The organism is uncultured Caballeronia sp. (assembly GCF_964243625.1).
GTDB lineage: Bacteria > Pseudomonadota > Gammaproteobacteria > Burkholderiales > Burkholderiaceae > Caballeronia.
This window is the reverse complement of record NZ_CAXTGZ010000094.1, coordinates 1-15,199: the sequence shown is the minus strand read 5'-3', so window position 1 is coordinate 15,199 and position 15,199 is coordinate 1. Positions and strand designations below refer to the sequence as shown.

Here is a 15,199-nt window from a genome sequence, read left to right as displayed (position 1 = left end):
AGTGTGCCCTTGCAATAAAAAAACGCACGACTTCCGCATCGAATTTTTCGAGGACTTCACGGATGGTAAAGAAGTTGCCCAGCGACTTCGACATCTTTTCGCTGTCGATCTGCACGAAGCCGTTGTGCATCCAGTAGTTCACGAACTGAACGCCGGTCGCCGCCTCGCTCTGCGCAATTTCATTCTCATGGTGCGGAAACTGCAGGTCCTGGCCGCCGCCGTGAATGTCGAAACGCTCGCCGAGCAACGTGCAGCCCATGGCCGAACACTCGATGTGCCAGCCCGGCCGCCCGCGCCCCCATGCAGAGTCCCAGCCCGTGTCGGGCGGTTCGCCCTCTTTCGCGCGTTTCCACAATACGAAGTCGAGCGGGTCCAGCTTCGCGTCGTTCGACGCCACGCGTTCGCCCGCGCGCAGGTCCTCGATCGACTTGCCCGACAGCTTGCCGTAGCCCTGGAATTTGCGCACCGCATAGTTCACATCGCCGTCGCTTGCCTGATAGGCGTAGCCGTTGTTCACGAGCGTCTGGATCATGCCGAGCATCTGCGGCACGAAATCGGTTGCACGCGGCTCGTGGTCGGGGCGCTCGACACCGAGGGCATCGAGATCGTCATACATGGCCTGAATGAATCGCGTGGTGAGCGCCTTGATCGATTCGCCGTTTTCCACGGCGCGCCGAATGATCTTGTCGTCGATGTCCGTGATGTTGCGCACGTAGGTCACGTCATAGCCGATCGTACGAAGCCAGCGCTGAACGATGTCGAACACGATCATCATGCGTGCATGCCCGACGTGACAGTAGTCGTACACCGTGATTCCGCAGACATACATGCGCACTTCTCCTGCACGGAGCGGCACAAAAGCTTGCTTGTCACGCGCGAGCGTGTTGTAGATGCGCAATGAGTTCATAAACGATGGTGCGTGGGCCGGGACATCCGAGTGTTTCGATTGCTGGCCAAATGTGGCGAGCGTGCTGCGTATTTCCCACGTATGGCACGTGGTTCACACGTAGGCGCCTTTTACAAAATGTGCAAACTGCACGTCGGCGCCGAGATGATCATGCTACAGGTAGCGATCGGCTGGCGACAAGAACTAGAACGACAGCATGACCGGCAGCAACATAATGACGATGGCATAACGGCGAGAGACATGTTCAGCTATAAAAACCGGAGCGATGCGATCCCGATGAGAGCACGTCGGAACAGGAGCGAGAGCGCCGCAAAAACATGCGGGTCATGCGAATCAAAACGGAGGCGGCCGCGAGTGGCGTAAAGACTGTCCGGACGTTCGACGGAACGTTGCGGACGTTTTGTTAGAATGGGCCGGAGTATAACATTCAGAAACGAGCCTATGAAACCTACCAGCCGCCGCGTACCAAGCGTTGCCAAGCTCGCGGCGACCGCACTTGCAACTGCCGCTTTCGGACTTGGCGCAACTTTGTGGCCGGTCATGCCGGCGCTTGCGCAAGTCTCCACCGCCACTGCAGATGACACGCCCGCCATCGACACCGCCATTGCGCAGAAGCAATGGCAAAGCGCGCTCATCCAGCTCGACGCGCGCCTCGCGACCAATCCGCGCGACGTGCAGGCAAAGTTCAAGCGCGCCACCGTCCTCGCGCGCCTGAACCGGGACGATGAAGCCATCACGGCCTTCACCGAACTCACGCAAACGTATCCGGAGTTGCCCGAGCCGTATAACAATCTCGCTGCGCTTTACGCGAAGGAAGGCCGTTATGACGAAGCGCGCGTTGCGCTTGAAACCGCAACGAAGGCCAATCCAAGCTACGCGCTTGCATACGAGAACCTGGGCGATCTTTATCTGCGTCTCGCAAGCGAATCGTACAAGCGCGCTCAGACGCTCGGCTCGAGAAGCCCGCTGACCGCGCAGCGCGTGGGCGATATTCAAAAGATCGTTTCACCTCCGCCGCGGCGTCGTCCGGAAGCGGCTGCTGCAGCAGCGGCGGCAGCTTCAGGCACATCGGGTGTGCCAGCGGCTTCGGCGCCTGTGGCTGCTTCATCGTCGGCGACGTCAAACAACGGTGACTGGAACGCGCCGAATTCGGGCACGACAGGCTCGTCCTCGTCATCCACGGACATGTCCGCACCGCTTTATTCGCCGTTCGGCGGACCCAGCGTGCCGCTCTCGAACACGCCTTATTTCGCACCTTCGAAACCGTGACCCGGCGTGTACGGACATCCGGACCGCGCAGGTCCGGATGTCCGTACAGACCGCTACACGATGCAGCTCCAACCAGAGGATCGATTGCTCATGAAAAGTTTGTTGTTGGCGCTCGGCAGCGCTGCACTCATCGCCCAGGCGCCTGCTTTTGCCCAGTCGTCGCCGGCGGCCGCTCATCCGAACGTGCTGCTCAAGACATCGCAAGGCGACATCAAGGTCGAGCTTTATCCTGAAAAGGCGCCGAAGAGCGTCGCCAACTTTCTCGATTATGTGAAGTCCGGCCAGTACAACGGAACGATCTTTCATCGTGTGATTCCGGGCTTCATGATCCAGGGCGGCGGCTATACCACGAGCTTCGCTGAGAAGCCCACGCGCGCGCCCATTCCGCTTGAAAGCAAGAACGGCTTGAAGAACAGCACCGGCACCCTCGCGATGGCCCGCACGAGCGATCCGAACTCGGCCACGTCGCAGTTCTTCATCAATACCGTCGATAACACCGGCCTCGATTACCCCAACGGCGACGGCAACGGTTATGCCGTGTTCGGCAAGGTCGTCTCCGGCATGGACGTGGTCAAGAAGATCGAAGCCACGCCCACCACCACGCGCGGTCCCATGGGCGATGTGCCGCAATCGAACGTCGTGATCGAGTCCGCCAGCGTGGTCGGAAAGTAAAAGCTGCAGCAGCAGGCATACGCCGTGCGCGTCGCGTAATGCTCCAACAACTCTTGAAAAGGAAAGGAATTCATCATGGTCGAACTCCATACGAATCACGGCATCATCAAGATCGAACTGAACGCTGAAAAGGCGCCGAAGTCCGTCGAGAATTTCTTGAACTACGTCAAGAAAGGTCACTACGACAACACCGTGTTCCATCGCGTGATCGACGGTTTCATGATCCAGGGCGGCGGCTTCGAACCGGGCATGACGCAAAAGCCGACGGACGCACCCATCGACAACGAAGCGAACAATGGCCTGAAGAACGAAGTCGGTTCGCTCGCCATGGCACGCACGAACGATCCGCATTCGGCGACCGCGCAGTTCTTCATCAACGTGGGCGACAACGAGTTCCTGAACCACACGGCGCCGACGTCGCAGGGCTGGGGTTATGCGGTGTTCGGCAAGGTCGTGGACGGCATGGATATCGTCGACAAGATCCGCAAGGTGAAGACCGGCTCGAAGGGTTTTCATCAGGACGTGCCGGCGGATGACGTCGTGATCGAGAAGGCTGTTGTAGTCGGTGAATGACTGACTTGACGTACGGCTTGATCGATTCAATGGAAACAGCGGGCGCGCATGCTACAGCGCGCCCGCTGTTTTTCATTTCCGATCTCCATCTGAGCGACGCCATTCCGAAGACGGTGGCGGCGTTCGAGCATTTCATCGAAGTAACGGCGAACGACGCAGACTCGGTTTTCATCCTCGGCGATCTGTTCGAATTCTGGGTTGGCGACGACGTGCTCGCGGCGTCCGTGCAAGGTCCGCGCGCGGCGTTCGCGCGGCGCATGACGGCGCTGATGCATACGTTGTCCGAGCGTGGCATCGGCTTGTACGTGATGCACGGAAATCGCGACTTCCTGCTCGGCAAGCGTTTCATGCGCGCGGCCGGCGCAATGTCGTTGCCTGATCCTTTCGTCATCACTGCATTCGGCACGCGGATCGTGGTCGCGCACGGCGACGCGCTTTGCACCGATGACCCCGCGTACCAGCGCTTTCGCCGTTTTGCGCGTAATCAGGTTGCGCAGCAGGTGTTCCTGAGCTTGCCGCTGAAGCTGCGGTTATCGATTGCGGAACGCATGCGGTCAACGAGCGAAGATGGACGGATGCGCCCCGTGCAGGCCAAATACGACGTGACGCGAAGCGCCGTGGCGCAGTTGTTCGCCAGCACCGGCACGCATACGATGATTCATGGCCACACGCACTTGCCTGCGCGGCATCATGAAAACGATGGCGTCCGATGGGTCATGCCCGATTGGGAACTCGATCATGGCGAGCCACGCGGCGGTTATCTGCGCGTGGACGCCGAGGGAATCCGCGCGCTGCCGCTGTAACGGGTTTTAGTCAGCTTCTAACGACGCGCCGCTTCGCCTTTCATCACATCCGAAAGCCGCTTCAAGTCGATGAACGCCGCGTTATCCACGCCGCTGATGGCATCGATGCGTGTACCCAGCTTGTCCAGCGCCGCGACGATCTCATCCACCCGGTGCGTTTGCGTCGACGCATGATCGATCAGGCCGTGAATGGCGAGCGAGACGGGGTCATCGGCGTTCGGCGTAATTCCGTACGCGCAAAAGGCGGAACGCTCGGGCGTGCAGTCTCTCTCAACGGGCTTCGCGGTCGCCGGCATGACGACGCGCGCCGGATTGCCCACCGCCGTTCCGCCCGCCGGAACGGGCTTCACCACGACCGCGTTCGAACCAATCTTCGCGTCAGCGCCGACCGTAAATCCGCCGAGCACTTTCGCGCCCGCGCCGACGATCACGCCCCGTTCGAGCGTCGGATGCCGTTTCGCGCCGCGCTCGAGCGACGTGCCACCGAGCGTGACGCCCTGGTAGATCGTGCAGTCATCGCCGATAACCGCTGTTTCCCCGATAACCACGCCCATCCCGTGATCGATAAACACGCGTCGGCCGAGCGTCGCGCCCGGATGGATTTCGATGCCTGTCAAGAAACGCGCGAACTGCGAGACGAAGCGCCCGAACCAGCGCCCGCCCGACACCCACGACGCATGCGCGATCCGGTGCAGTACGACAGCGTGAAAGCCCGGGTAACACGTCACGACTTCCCACGCGCTGCGGGCGGCGGGATCGCGCTCGCGGATGGCGGCAATGTCTTCACGAAGTCGGCTGAACATGGCGTGGCTCGGTCGGTGATCTGCGGGGTTTATTGCGAAAACGCACGGCCGTATGGCTCAGCACGAATCCGGGAATCGATAGCTTGTTTTGCGCAGATTGTAGGACGAGCCGTTCGGAAACGCTCCGATGCCCCCGCTGGCAGCACGGTCTGAACTCGCTCAGCGCTTGACCCGCAGAAGAATGTGCTTGGCGATTCCGCGCAGGATATTCACTTCTTCGTGCTCCAGCCCCGAGCGCGAAAAGAGGCGCCTCAAACGCGACATCAGCTTCTTTGGGTTGGCCGGATCGAGGAAATCGAGCGCGACCAGCGCCTGTTCGAGATGCGCGTACATGCCTTCGATCTCGTCGCTTGGCGCGCTGGCCGCGGCGCTCGGGACCGAAGCGGCAGGCGCTTCAGTACGCTCGAGCAGCGCAAGCCGCAACTCATAAGCCAGGACCTGGACCGCCTGCGCGAGATTGAGCGAGCTGTACGCCGGATTGGCCGGAATATGTGCAAGCGCGCTGCATCGCTCGACATCCGCGTTCGACAACCCCACGCGCTCGTTGCCGAACACCAGCGCAATCGCGCCGCCGCCCTCGCCCTGCTCGCAGGCTTTTCCAACGGCTGCGCGCGGCGCCATTTGCGGCGGTCCGTATTCCCGCGTGCGGGCCGTGAGCGCGATGGACCAATGGACGCCGCTGAGTGCATCGGCGAGTGTTTCGACGACATGCGCTGATGCCAGCACGTCATCGGCGCCCGAGGCCATCGCGATGGCTTCCGGTTCGCGGGCGACGAACGGGATTTTCGGCGCGACCACGATCAGCCGGGAAAATCCCATGGTCTTGAGCGCGCGCGCCGCTGCGCCGACATTGCCTGGATGGCTCGGCTCGACGAGCACGAACCGGGTCGATGAGAAGGCGTCGCCGGGTTGATCCGGGGAAGAGTTCGTGGTCACGATAGAACGCTTGCGAAAAAGGTAGGAAAACCGTCATGGTATCGCCAGACGAGGTTTCCAACGTGTGCATCGCGGCGCAACGGGCATAACCCGCGCCCTGCCCGACTCGGGTAAAATACGCAGTTCGCGCGCGCCTTACGCTGTTTTCAGCCAGTTTCAGGTTGAAAAAAGGCACGTGCATCGCTCTTCTTCAATTTGTTGCCGTCGACACAAACGTCGATTCTGCCCGCCGGTTGGGCACTTTCCGCTCGGGGTTCCGGCTTCACGCGCATGGCGTGGAGCGCAGCCGCCGGGCAAAGGACTCTATTCATGCATCCGATGCTCAATATTGCTGTCAAGGCCGCTCGCCGCGCCGGACAGATCATCAACCGCGCGTCGCTCGATCTGGACCGGATCCAGGTCAGCAAGAAGCAGCACAACGACTTCGTGACGGAAGTCGACAAGGCGTCGGAAGCCGCGATCATCGAAACGCTGACGACTGCTTATCCGAAGCATTCCATTCTCGCCGAGGAATCCGGCGAACTGGACAAGGAATCCGAATTCCAGTGGATCATCGATCCGCTCGACGGCACGACCAACTTCATCCACGGCTTTCAGTATTACTGCGTGTCCATCGCGCTTGCCCACAAGGGCATCATCACGCAGGCCGTCGTCTACGATCCCACCCGCAATGATCTTTTCACCGCCTCGCGCGGCTCGGGTGCTTACCTGAACGAGCGCCGCATCCGCGTGGGCAAGCTGGATCGTCTCGGCGACGCCCTCGTCGGCACCGGCTTCCCGTTTCGCGAAGGTGACGGTCTGGAAGCCTACAGCAAGCTTTTCACGCAAATGACCGAAGCGTGCGCCGGATTGCGTCGTCCGGGCGCGGCCGCGCTCGATCTGGCCAACGTGGCCGCGGGTCGTCTCGATGCGTTTTTTGAACAAGGTATCAAGGCGTGGGACGTGGCGGCGGGCAGCCTGCTGATCACGGAAGCCGGCGGACTGGTCGGCAACTACACCGGCGAATCCGACTTCCTGCACAAGAGCGAGATTGTCGCGGCGAACCCGAAGGTGTACGCGCAAATGATCAAGATCCTCGATCCCTTCACGACCACGCGCACGAGCGCATAACGGTTGAGCGAAAGGCGGCTGCGGCCGCCTTTTTTGTTGGAGCACGCGGATTGCACTTGATGTCCGGAACGGGTCTCATGTTGGTCCGCGGCGTTCATGCACGCGGCGCCCGCCTCCGCTACAGTGTCCCGTCCGGCCGCTCGCGGCGCTTCCTCATCCGAGTCTCCTCACCCTTCGCTGCCGCCCTGCCGTCACATGAAAAAAGGCTTTTATACGATCATCGCCGCGCAGTTCGTGTCGTCGCTTGCCGACAACGCGCTGCTCATTGCCGCCATCGCGATGCTTTCCGTGATGCATTCGGCGTCCTGGGTGACGCCGCTGCTGCAGATCTTCTTCACCATTTCCTACGTGCTGCTCGCGCCATTTGTCGGTGCATTTGCCGATGCCATGCAAAAGCGTCACGTCATGTTCATCTCCAACGCGCTCAAGGCCGGCGGCTGCGCGCTGATGATCCTGGGCGTGCATCCGATGATCGCGTACGGCGTCGTGGGTCTGGGCGCCGCTGCATATTCGCCCGCCAAATACGGCATTCTCACCGAACTGTTGCCGCCCGAAAAACTCATCCCGGCGAACGCATGGCTTGAATCGGCGACTGTCGGTTCGACCATTCTCGGTACCGTGATTGGCGGCGCACTGGTCAGCCAGTACGTGGAACATTTCGTAAGCGCGGCGCACCTCGTCCTGATCCGCTCGGCGGCCGACGCCGCCATGTTCGCGGTCATGGTCGTGTATGCGGCCGCCGCCGTCATCAACATCGGCATCCCCGATACCGGTGCGCGCTACAAGAACCGCCTGAAGGAACCGTCGAAACTCGTTGGCGATTTCACGCATGCATTCAAGGTTCTGTGGAGCGACAAGCTCGCGCAGATCGCGTTGTGGGTGACCACGCTGCTGTGGGGCGCCGCCGTCACGCTGCAGTTGCTCGTCCTCAAATGGGCCGATGCCAACCTCGGCCTGTCGCTTTCCAAAGCAGCCGTTCTGCAAGGGGTGACGGGACTGGGCATTGCGATCGGCGCATCAGCCGCTGCCGCCTGGGTGCCGTTGCGCAGTTCGCTCAAGGTGTTGCCGATCGGAGTCGTGACCGGCGCTGTGGCCATCTGCATGGCGTTCTATAACAAGGACCTGTTTCCGGCCGGATCGGGCGTGCATATCGGGCCCTTGTTTGCCCCGCTTTATATCCTCGGCGCTTATCCACTGATGATCCTGCTTGGCGCGCTGTCGGGGTTTTTTATCGTGCCGATGAACGCAATCTTGCAGCATCGCGGTGCGACCTTGCTGACGGCAGGCGCGTCGATCGCGGTGCAAAACTTCAACCAGAACCTGGCGGTGTTATCGATGCTCGGCGCCTACGCACTCTTGCTCACGACCAAACTGCCGGTGGAATGGATCATCGTGGTGTTCGGGGTGTTTATTTGCCTGATGATGGGCCTCGCGATGCGGCGGCACTCGCGCAACGAGCGCACGGTCGACCTTGGCGCGCTGGTGGAAGAATGATAAAACGCCTGGTGCAGGAACGGTATTTGCTGGACACTTTGCTCGATTGAGAGCCGCGCGACTGAAAAGCGCGGATCGAAATAAACCAGGGACACGTCAAAGGAGCTGCAAATGGGTTTGTTTTCACGTTCTACACTCGATAGCAACATCAATGACGCCGCCAAGGTCGGCCGACGTGCTGTGCGTGGCGCAAGCGACGTGGTCGATTCGGCCAGCACGCAACTGCGCGGATTGCTGGACGAGCTCGACAGTTCGATCCGCGACGCGAAAGACGTCAATGTGGACCAGTTGCGCAAGGACTTGCAGTCCAAGCTGAAGACAGCGCGTTCGCAATTCGATGGGTCGTCCTCGGCGATCGCGGATCGTTTCAACGACGCCGCCGGTTACGCTGATGAATTCGTCCACGACAAGCCGTGGCACACGCTGGGCGCCGTCGCGGGCCTTGCGCTGCTGGTCGGTTTTCTGGCAGGACGTTCGTAAAATCGCAAGCATGATCAAAGCAAAAACGCCGGCTTGCCGGCGTTTTTGCTTTTACGGCGTGAAGATCGCTCGAAAACGTCAAGATCTCGACCTCTCGTTAGCCATCCGGCCAGGGGGTCGCCAAGGCCCTGACGCGGTACACTCGTGCCCTTAGACATCTTAGACATTCGCGAAATCCAAGCAATCACGATGGGCACTCACACCTCCGTTTCTCCCGCCGCACCTGACGCGCAGCGCATCGATTCCGCTGTGCCGGTCGACCTGTCGCATCACACGCCAATGATGCAGCAGTACTTGCGAATCAAGGCGGAGCATCCGGGGACCCTCGTGTTCTACCGCATGGGCGATTTCTACGAGCTTTTCTTCGATGACGCTGTCAAAGCCTCGCGCCTGCTCGACCTAACTCTCACGCAACGCGGTGCATCGGGCGGCAACCCCATCAGGATGGCGGGCATTCCGCATCATTCGTGCGAGCAATATCTTGCCAAGCTGGTGAAGCTCGGCGAGTCGGTCGCCATCTGCGAGCAGATCGGTGATCCGGCGACATCGAAGGGACCGGTCGAGCGCAAGGTCGTACGCGTCGTCACGCCCGGCACGCTCACTGACGCGGCTCTCCTCTCCGATAAAAACGACGTCTTCCTGCTGGCGTTATGCCCTGCACACAACCGTCGCGGTGTTGTGACGAGCGTGGGGCTTGCGTGGCTCAATCTTGCAAGCGGCGCGTTGCGTCTTGCTGAAGTGGCGCCGGATCAACTGGGCGCGGCACTTGAACGCATCCGGCCGGCGGAAACGCTGGTGGCCGACTCGTTCTCGGAAACGAACGCACCGTTCCAGGTTCCGAACGTCGGCGCAACCACGCGCGTACCCGCATGGCACTTCGATGTCGGCTCCGGCACGCAGCGCTTGTGCGAGCAACTCGATGTCGCGGGCCTCGACGGTTTCGGCGCCCACTCGCTGACCTGCGCATGTGGAGCGGCCGGCGCGCTGCTGCTCTATGCCGCCGCAACCCAAGGTCAGCAATTGCGGCACGTCCGAAGCCTCAAGGTGGAGTACGAGTCGGAGTACATCGGACTGGACCCGGCCACGCGACGCAATCTGGAATTGACCGAAACACTCCGCGGTACGGAATCTCCGACACTCTGCTCGTTGCTCGATACCTGCTGCACAACCATGGGCAGCCGTTTGCTGCGCCACTGGCTGCACCATCCGCCGCGCGATTCGGCCATCGCCCAGGGAAGGCAGCGCGCGATCGGCGCATTGCTCGAAGCACCGCCGGACGCAAGCCTCGACGGCCTGCGCACAGCACTTCGCCAGATTTCGGATATCGAACGAATCACGGGCCGGCTTGCACTGTTGTCGGCACGACCACGCGATCTTTCGAGCTTGCGCGATACCTTCGCCGCCCTGCCGCAACTGCGCGACCGGCTCGCTCCGCTCAAGATGCACGCGGCATGGCTTGAACGTATCGATGCCTCGCTCGAACCGCCGCCGGAATGCCTCGAACTGCTGACCCGCGCGATTGCCAAGGAGCCTGCCGTGCTGATTCGCGACGGCGGTGTGATGGCGCGCGGTTATGACGCGGATCTCGACGAGTTGCGTGACATCTCGGAGAACTGCGACCAGTTCCTGATCGACCTGGAAACGCGCGAGCGCGCCCGCACGGGGATCGCGAATCTGCGAGTCGAGTACAACAAGGTGCATGGCTTTTACATTGAAGTCACGCGAGGTCAGACGGACAAGGTTCCGGACGACTACCGGCGCCGTCAGACGCTCAAGAATGCCGAGCGATACATCACGCCGGAGCTGAAGACTTTCGAAGACAAGGCGCTGTCCGCGCAGGACCGCGCGCTCGCCCGCGAGCGCATGCTCTACGACGCGCTGCTGCAGACGCTGCTACCGCATATCGGCGATTGTCAGCGCGTGGCGGCGGCGTTAGCAGAACTGGATCTGCTGAGCGCGTTCGCCGAACGCGCACTCGCGCTCGACTGGGTAGCGCCGTCGTTTGCAGGCGACTCGGGCATCGATATCGAACAAGGGCGGCATCCAGTAGTCGAAGCGCAAGTCGAACAGTTCATCGCCAACGATTGTTGCCTGAACACCGAACGCAAACTGTTGCTGATCACCGGTCCGAACATGGGCGGTAAATCGACGTTCATGCGCCAGACGGCGTTGATCGCGCTGCTTGCGTACGTGGGCAGTTATGTACCGGCCAAGCGCGCGAGCTTTGGTCCGATCGACCGGATTTTTACGCGCATTGGCGCGGCCGACGACCTCGCGGGCGGCCGCTCGACCTTCATGGTCGAGATGACCGAAGCCGCGGCCATCCTCAACGACGCCACCCCGTCGAGTCTCGTACTGATGGACGAGATCGGCCGCGGCACATCGACTTTCGACGGCCTCGCGCTCGCCTGGGCGATTGCACGGCACCTGCTCTCGCACAACGGCTGCCATACGCTGTTCGCCACGCATTATTTCGAGTTGACCCAGTTGCCGGCCGAGTTCGCGCACGCCGCGAACGTGCACTTGTCAGCGGTCGAGCATGACCATGGCATCGTGTTTTTGCACTCGGTCAACGAAGGTCCGGCGAACCAGAGTTACGGATTGCAAGTAGCGCAACTCGCAGGCGTCCCGCCTGCCGTGATCAAGGCCGCCAGAAAACACCTGGCGCATCTGGAGCAGCAGTCGATCGGTCAGGCGTCGCCGCAATTCGACCTGTTCGCGCCGCCGCCGGCGGATCTCACGGATATTAACGAACCCGAAGCGCGCGACGAGTCGGCCGCGCCTCACCCGGCGCTTGACCGCCTTCGTGCGATCGATCCCAACGAGGTGCGTCCCCGCGACGCGCTCGACCTGCTGTACGAACTACATGAGCTGGCGTCGCACGCTCCGGATGCATCTCGCTAATTGCGCGTATCGCGCTCACTGGCTGCGTGCGCGCGTGACACACGCGTTTGCCCTCGCCTGCGTCGTCATGGCCGCGCAAGCGGCGCGCGCCGAGGCGCCGCCGATGAGCTTCGCGATTGCATCGAACGTGGTGAACAGATCAAGTGACGAGACCACGCTGCAACAGATGCTCGATGCCATCGGACGCGATCGCAATACGTCGTTCATCGTCTACGACGGCAATCTGAAAAGCGAAGCCGAACCTTGTCGCGACGCCCTGTACAACACGCGCCAGCAGATCTTCGATAGCTCGCGCAAACCCGTGGTACTGCTGCCTGGCGGCAATGACTGGGCGTCGTGCAGTTCGTCGCAAGCGGGTGGCTATGATCCGGTCGAGCGGTTGGACTTCATTCGCCAGTCGTTCTTCGGGGATTCGAACTCTCTCGGTCAGACGCCCATGAGCGTGATTCGCGAAAGCGACGTTGCGCGCTTTCGTCCGTTCCGCGAAAACGTGCGATGGCAGACCAACGGCATTGCGTTCATCGGATTGAATGCGCCCGCGCCGAACAATCATTATTTGACCGCCGGCGGACGCAACGGCGAGTTCGAGGACCGCTCCGTCGCCAACGCTTTCTGGCTGGAACACGCGGTCGAAACCGCGCGCCGCACCGACATGCGTGCGGTCGTGGTGATTCTGCAAGGTGATCCGGACTTTACGCGCTATGAACGGCGCGATCGGTTTGCGTGGCTGCGGTTTTCGCGCGGCGATACATCACGCGACGGGTTTCTCGAGCTCAAGCGCAGCCTTGTGAAAGCCGCAGAATCGTTTCGGGGTCCGATGATTGTGATTCACGGCTCCGACACACCTATTGTCAAAGGTTTTCGTATCGATCAACCCTTGCGCAATGACAAGGGGACCGTGGTGGCGAATCTGACGCGCATCGAGGTCGGATTGAAGAATCCGCGAACGCAATGGCTCGAAGTCGAATCCGACCTGAGCTGGCGACCGCCGTTTCGTGTCCGCGTGCGGGACGTGACCGTGCGGCCGAACGCGCAAGCTCAAGGGTCGCCTCCGGCATCGGCGCCGGCTGCATCGTCTGTGCCGAGCGTTGAAAACGGCGCGCCGGGACCGTCATCTTTTTTCCAGGAGATGCAGCCGGTGCAGCAACATCCGGCGCCTGCGCCCGCAAGCGACGGCGCAGCGTCCAATGCCACGCCTCAGATGCCACCGTTGCTGAATCCGAATCCGCCGCCGACCGTGCCGCCGATCCTGAATGCGCCTTCGAACCCAATAACACCTGCAAGCGGTGCATCGAATCAAGCAGATGGTCAATGAAATAAAACAAAGGCGCAGCAACCTGCCTGCGCCTTGTGTTAGTTCTGATCCCGATCAACCGATAAAACCGAACCGCCTCAATGCAAGGTCGGACCCGCGTCCTTGCCCGGCTCTTCATCGTCCTCGTCGAGCACTTCGAGACCATCGAGCCCATGCGCGTGCTGGTGCTCTTTCTCGTCTTCGGTGGCTTCACGCACTTCCTGCACGTTCAACGCGAAACGCAGCGCCATGCCGGCGAGCGGATGATTGCCGTCGAGCACGACCTTGTCTTCTGCTACATCGGTCACTGTATAGATGAGCGAATCGAGTTCGTCCTCGCCGTCTTCCGGCGTGCCCTCGAATTGCATGCCGATTTCGAGCGGCTCCGGAAAGCGGCCACGCGCCTCCACCTTCACGAGATCGGGATCGTACTCGCCGAACGCGTCTTGCGGCTCGAGCTGCAATTGCGTCTGATAGCCGGCTTCCTGACCGTCGAGTGCTTCCTCGATCTTGGGGAACGTGCCATCATAGCCGCCGTGCAGATAGACCATCGGCTCGTCGCTTTCCTCGATCAGGTTGCCATGAGCGTCAGACAGCTTATAGGCGACTGATACGACGGTGTCTTTTGCGATTTTCATTGGATTCTCCAAGATACAAGCCTTAATTATACGATGCCAGCGCGGTCCCCAAACGTTCCCTCAAGTCCTTTCGCGGTGCCGCTTCCCGACGAACCTTCAACCCTCCTAGGCGGCCTCTCGCCCGCGCAGTTCATGCGCCGGTACTGGCAGAAAAAGCCGCTGCTGATCCGTCAGGCGATTCCCGGCATCCAGGCGCCCTTGTCGCGCGACGAACTGTTCGAACTCGCCGACAACGACGACGCCGAATCACGCCTGATCACCCATTTTCGCCAATCCTGGGCAATGGAACACGGCCCGTTTGCGCCAGATGAACTGCCGTCAGTAAAAAAGCGTGACTGGACATTACTCGTGCAAGGCGTGAACCTGCACGACGACCGCGCTCGGGCGCTGCTCGACCGCTTCCGTTTCATACCTGATGCGCGGCTGGACGACCTCATGATCTCGTACGCGACGGACGGCGGCGGTGTCGGCGCGCATTTCGATTCCTACGATGTCTTCCTGCTGCAGGTCCATGGCAAACGCCGCTGGCGTTTCGGTGCGCAGCGCGATCTCTCGCTAAAAGAGGGGTTGCCGTTGAAAGTTTTACAGCACTTCGAAGCCGATGAGGAATGGGTGCTCGAGCCGGGCGACATGCTTTATCTGCCGCCTCATATCGCCCATGACGGCGTGGCTGAAGGCGAATGCATGACATGCTCTATCGGCTTTCGCGCACCGTCCGCCGCCGAACTGTCGGGACAATTCCTGTATCACCTGGCTGAGCGCATGGAAGAGATGTCGGGTGGCCGCGGCAAGGGCGAACAGCGTTACCGCGACCCGACGCAGCCGGCCGTCACGAATCCCGCGCAATTGCCGCCCCTTCTGGTCGAGCGGGTAGGCGCGATCCTTGCGAACATCGAATGGACTGAAAAGGAGGTTGCTGGTTTTCTCGGTACTTATTTGAGCGAGCCCAAGGCGAATGTCGTATTTGATCCGCCACAACGACCTTTGAATGAAAAGCGATTTATTGAGCGCGCGAAGCAGTCCGGTTTGAAGCTCGATAGAAAAACCGTGCTGCTTTACGACAAACACGCTTATTTTCTCAACGGCGAACGCGAGTTAATGTCGCCGAAAGCCAGAAAATGGCTGCCCGAGCTTGCTGACAAGCGATATCTGGAGGGGAAACGGTTTGTAACACTCTCTGGAGAATCGTCAATGACAGTCTTACTGCACGAGTGGTATTGTGCGGGCTGGATTCAAGTCGACGCGAACGCCTAGCGTTGTTTGGTCTTGTTGTTCGCCGGGTTGTTATCGCAGGCTGATGAAATGTATGAGAAAGA

Annotated in this window: 14 protein-coding genes; 10 read left to right on the top strand and 4 right to left on the bottom strand. The window is 60.8% G+C overall.

What is annotated here, in order from left to right:
- A partial coding sequence (cysS, locus tag ACFFAR_RS09020) for a cysteine--tRNA ligase (RefSeq protein ID WP_375507781.1) occupies positions 1–907 on the bottom strand: 907 nt, incomplete at its 3' end.
- A gap of 408 nt (positions 908–1,315) precedes the next feature.
- Here cysS and ACFFAR_RS09015 point away from each other — a divergent pair.
- From ACFFAR_RS09015 to ACFFAR_RS09000, 4 genes are all read left to right on the top strand, one after another.
- Complete coding sequence (locus ACFFAR_RS09015; protein ID WP_174362540.1) at positions 1,316–2,176, top strand: tetratricopeptide repeat protein; 861 nt, start codon at positions 1,316–1,318, stop codon at positions 2,174–2,176.
- Positions 2,177–2,266: 90 nt separating this feature from the next.
- A complete protein-coding gene (locus ACFFAR_RS09010; protein WP_062000803.1) occupies positions 2,267–2,848 on the top strand; it encodes a peptidylprolyl isomerase in 582 nt (193 codons plus the stop codon).
- Between the two features lie 75 nt (positions 2,849–2,923).
- Positions 2,924–3,421 (top strand): peptidylprolyl isomerase, encoded by a 498-nt coding sequence (locus ACFFAR_RS09005; protein ID WP_061999092.1) that lies wholly within the window; start codon positions 2,924–2,926, stop codon positions 3,419–3,421.
- Positions 3,418–4,224: a UDP-2,3-diacylglucosamine diphosphatase gene (locus tag ACFFAR_RS09000; protein WP_375507780.1), complete on the top strand. Its 807-nt coding sequence runs from the start codon at positions 3,418–3,420 to the stop codon at positions 4,222–4,224. The genes ACFFAR_RS09005 and ACFFAR_RS09000 overlap by 4 nt, the downstream gene beginning before the upstream one ends.
- A 17-nt stretch (positions 4,225–4,241) precedes the next feature.
- On the opposite strand, the gene cysE is transcribed toward ACFFAR_RS09000, so the two are convergent.
- Both cysE and ACFFAR_RS08990 read right to left on the bottom strand, forming a co-directional pair.
- Positions 4,242–5,027 (bottom strand): serine O-acetyltransferase, encoded by a 786-nt coding sequence (gene cysE, locus ACFFAR_RS08995; RefSeq protein ID WP_174362539.1) that lies wholly within the window; start codon positions 5,025–5,027, stop codon positions 4,242–4,244.
- A 159-nt stretch (positions 5,028–5,186) separates the two neighbouring features.
- The gene (locus ACFFAR_RS08990; RefSeq protein ID WP_375507779.1) at positions 5,187–5,963 is read right to left on the bottom strand and encodes an RNA methyltransferase; all 777 of its coding nucleotides are present in this window, start codon (positions 5,961–5,963) and stop codon (positions 5,187–5,189) included.
- A 309-nt stretch (positions 5,964–6,272) separates the two neighbouring features.
- Between ACFFAR_RS08990 and ACFFAR_RS08985 the strand changes: the two genes are divergently transcribed.
- From ACFFAR_RS08985 to ACFFAR_RS08965, 5 genes are all read left to right on the top strand, one after another.
- On the top strand, positions 6,273–7,073 hold the full coding sequence (locus tag ACFFAR_RS08985) for an inositol monophosphatase family protein (RefSeq protein ID WP_062169767.1): 801 nt from the start codon (positions 6,273–6,275) through the stop codon (positions 7,071–7,073).
- 195 nt (positions 7,074–7,268) lie between these two features.
- On the top strand, positions 7,269–8,567 hold the full coding sequence (gene lplT / locus ACFFAR_RS08980; RefSeq protein WP_174362538.1) for a lysophospholipid transporter LplT: 1,299 nt from the start codon (positions 7,269–7,271) through the stop codon (positions 8,565–8,567).
- Between the two features lie 111 nt (positions 8,568–8,678).
- Complete coding sequence (locus ACFFAR_RS08975; RefSeq protein ID WP_061999087.1) at positions 8,679–9,047, top strand: YqjD family protein; 369 nt, start codon at positions 8,679–8,681, stop codon at positions 9,045–9,047.
- A 279-nt stretch (positions 9,048–9,326) separates the two neighbouring features.
- Positions 9,327–11,951 (top strand): DNA mismatch repair protein MutS, encoded by a 2,625-nt coding sequence (gene mutS, locus ACFFAR_RS08970; protein ID WP_375507782.1) that lies wholly within the window; start codon positions 9,327–9,329, stop codon positions 11,949–11,951.
- Positions 11,914–13,266, top strand: coding sequence for a hypothetical protein (locus tag ACFFAR_RS08965; RefSeq protein WP_375507778.1), 1,353 nt, complete (start codon positions 11,914–11,916; stop codon positions 13,264–13,266). The genes mutS and ACFFAR_RS08965 overlap by 38 nt, the downstream gene beginning before the upstream one ends.
- A gap of 77 nt (positions 13,267–13,343) precedes the next feature.
- Here the strand turns inward: ACFFAR_RS08965 and ACFFAR_RS08960 are convergent, their stop codons facing one another.
- Complete coding sequence (locus ACFFAR_RS08960) at positions 13,344–13,883, bottom strand: peptidylprolyl isomerase (RefSeq protein WP_061999085.1); 540 nt, start codon at positions 13,881–13,883, stop codon at positions 13,344–13,346.
- Between the two features lie 33 nt (positions 13,884–13,916).
- On the opposite strand from ACFFAR_RS08960, the gene ACFFAR_RS08955 reads away from it, so the two are divergent.
- Positions 13,917–15,137 carry a JmjC domain-containing protein gene (locus ACFFAR_RS08955; RefSeq protein ID WP_174362536.1) on the top strand — a complete coding sequence of 407 codons (1,221 nt, stop codon included), beginning with the start codon at positions 13,917–13,919 and terminating at the stop codon, positions 15,135–15,137.
- Positions 15,138–15,199: the final 62 nt, after the last annotated feature.

Coding starts and splice junctions, on each gene's coding strand:
- ACFFAR_RS09015 (WP_174362540.1), top strand. CDS start 1,316: ATGGGCCGGAGTATAACATTCAGAAACGAGCCTATGAAACCTACCAGC.
- ACFFAR_RS09010 (WP_062000803.1), top strand. CDS start 2,267: ATGAAAAGTTTGTTGTTGGCGCTCGGCAGCGCTGCACTCATCGCCCAG.
- ACFFAR_RS09005 (WP_061999092.1), top strand. CDS start 2,924: ATGGTCGAACTCCATACGAATCACGGCATCATCAAGATCGAACTGAAC.
- ACFFAR_RS09000 (WP_375507780.1), top strand. CDS start 3,418: ATGACTGACTTGACGTACGGCTTGATCGATTCAATGGAAACAGCGGGC.
- cysE (WP_174362539.1), bottom strand. CDS start 5,027: ATGTTCAGCCGACTTCGTGAAGACATTGCCGCCATCCGCGAGCGCGAT.
- ACFFAR_RS08985 (WP_062169767.1), top strand. CDS start 6,273: ATGCATCCGATGCTCAATATTGCTGTCAAGGCCGCTCGCCGCGCCGGA.
- lplT (WP_174362538.1), top strand. CDS start 7,269: ATGAAAAAAGGCTTTTATACGATCATCGCCGCGCAGTTCGTGTCGTCG.
- ACFFAR_RS08975 (WP_061999087.1), top strand. CDS start 8,679: ATGGGTTTGTTTTCACGTTCTACACTCGATAGCAACATCAATGACGCC.
- mutS (WP_375507782.1), top strand. CDS start 9,327: ATGATGCAGCAGTACTTGCGAATCAAGGCGGAGCATCCGGGGACCCTC.
- ACFFAR_RS08965 (WP_375507778.1), top strand. CDS start 11,914: ATGAGCTGGCGTCGCACGCTCCGGATGCATCTCGCTAATTGCGCGTAT.
- ACFFAR_RS08960 (WP_061999085.1), bottom strand. CDS start 13,883: ATGAAAATCGCAAAAGACACCGTCGTATCAGTCGCCTATAAGCTGTCT.
- ACFFAR_RS08955 (WP_174362536.1), top strand. CDS start 13,917: ATGCCAGCGCGGTCCCCAAACGTTCCCTCAAGTCCTTTCGCGGTGCCG.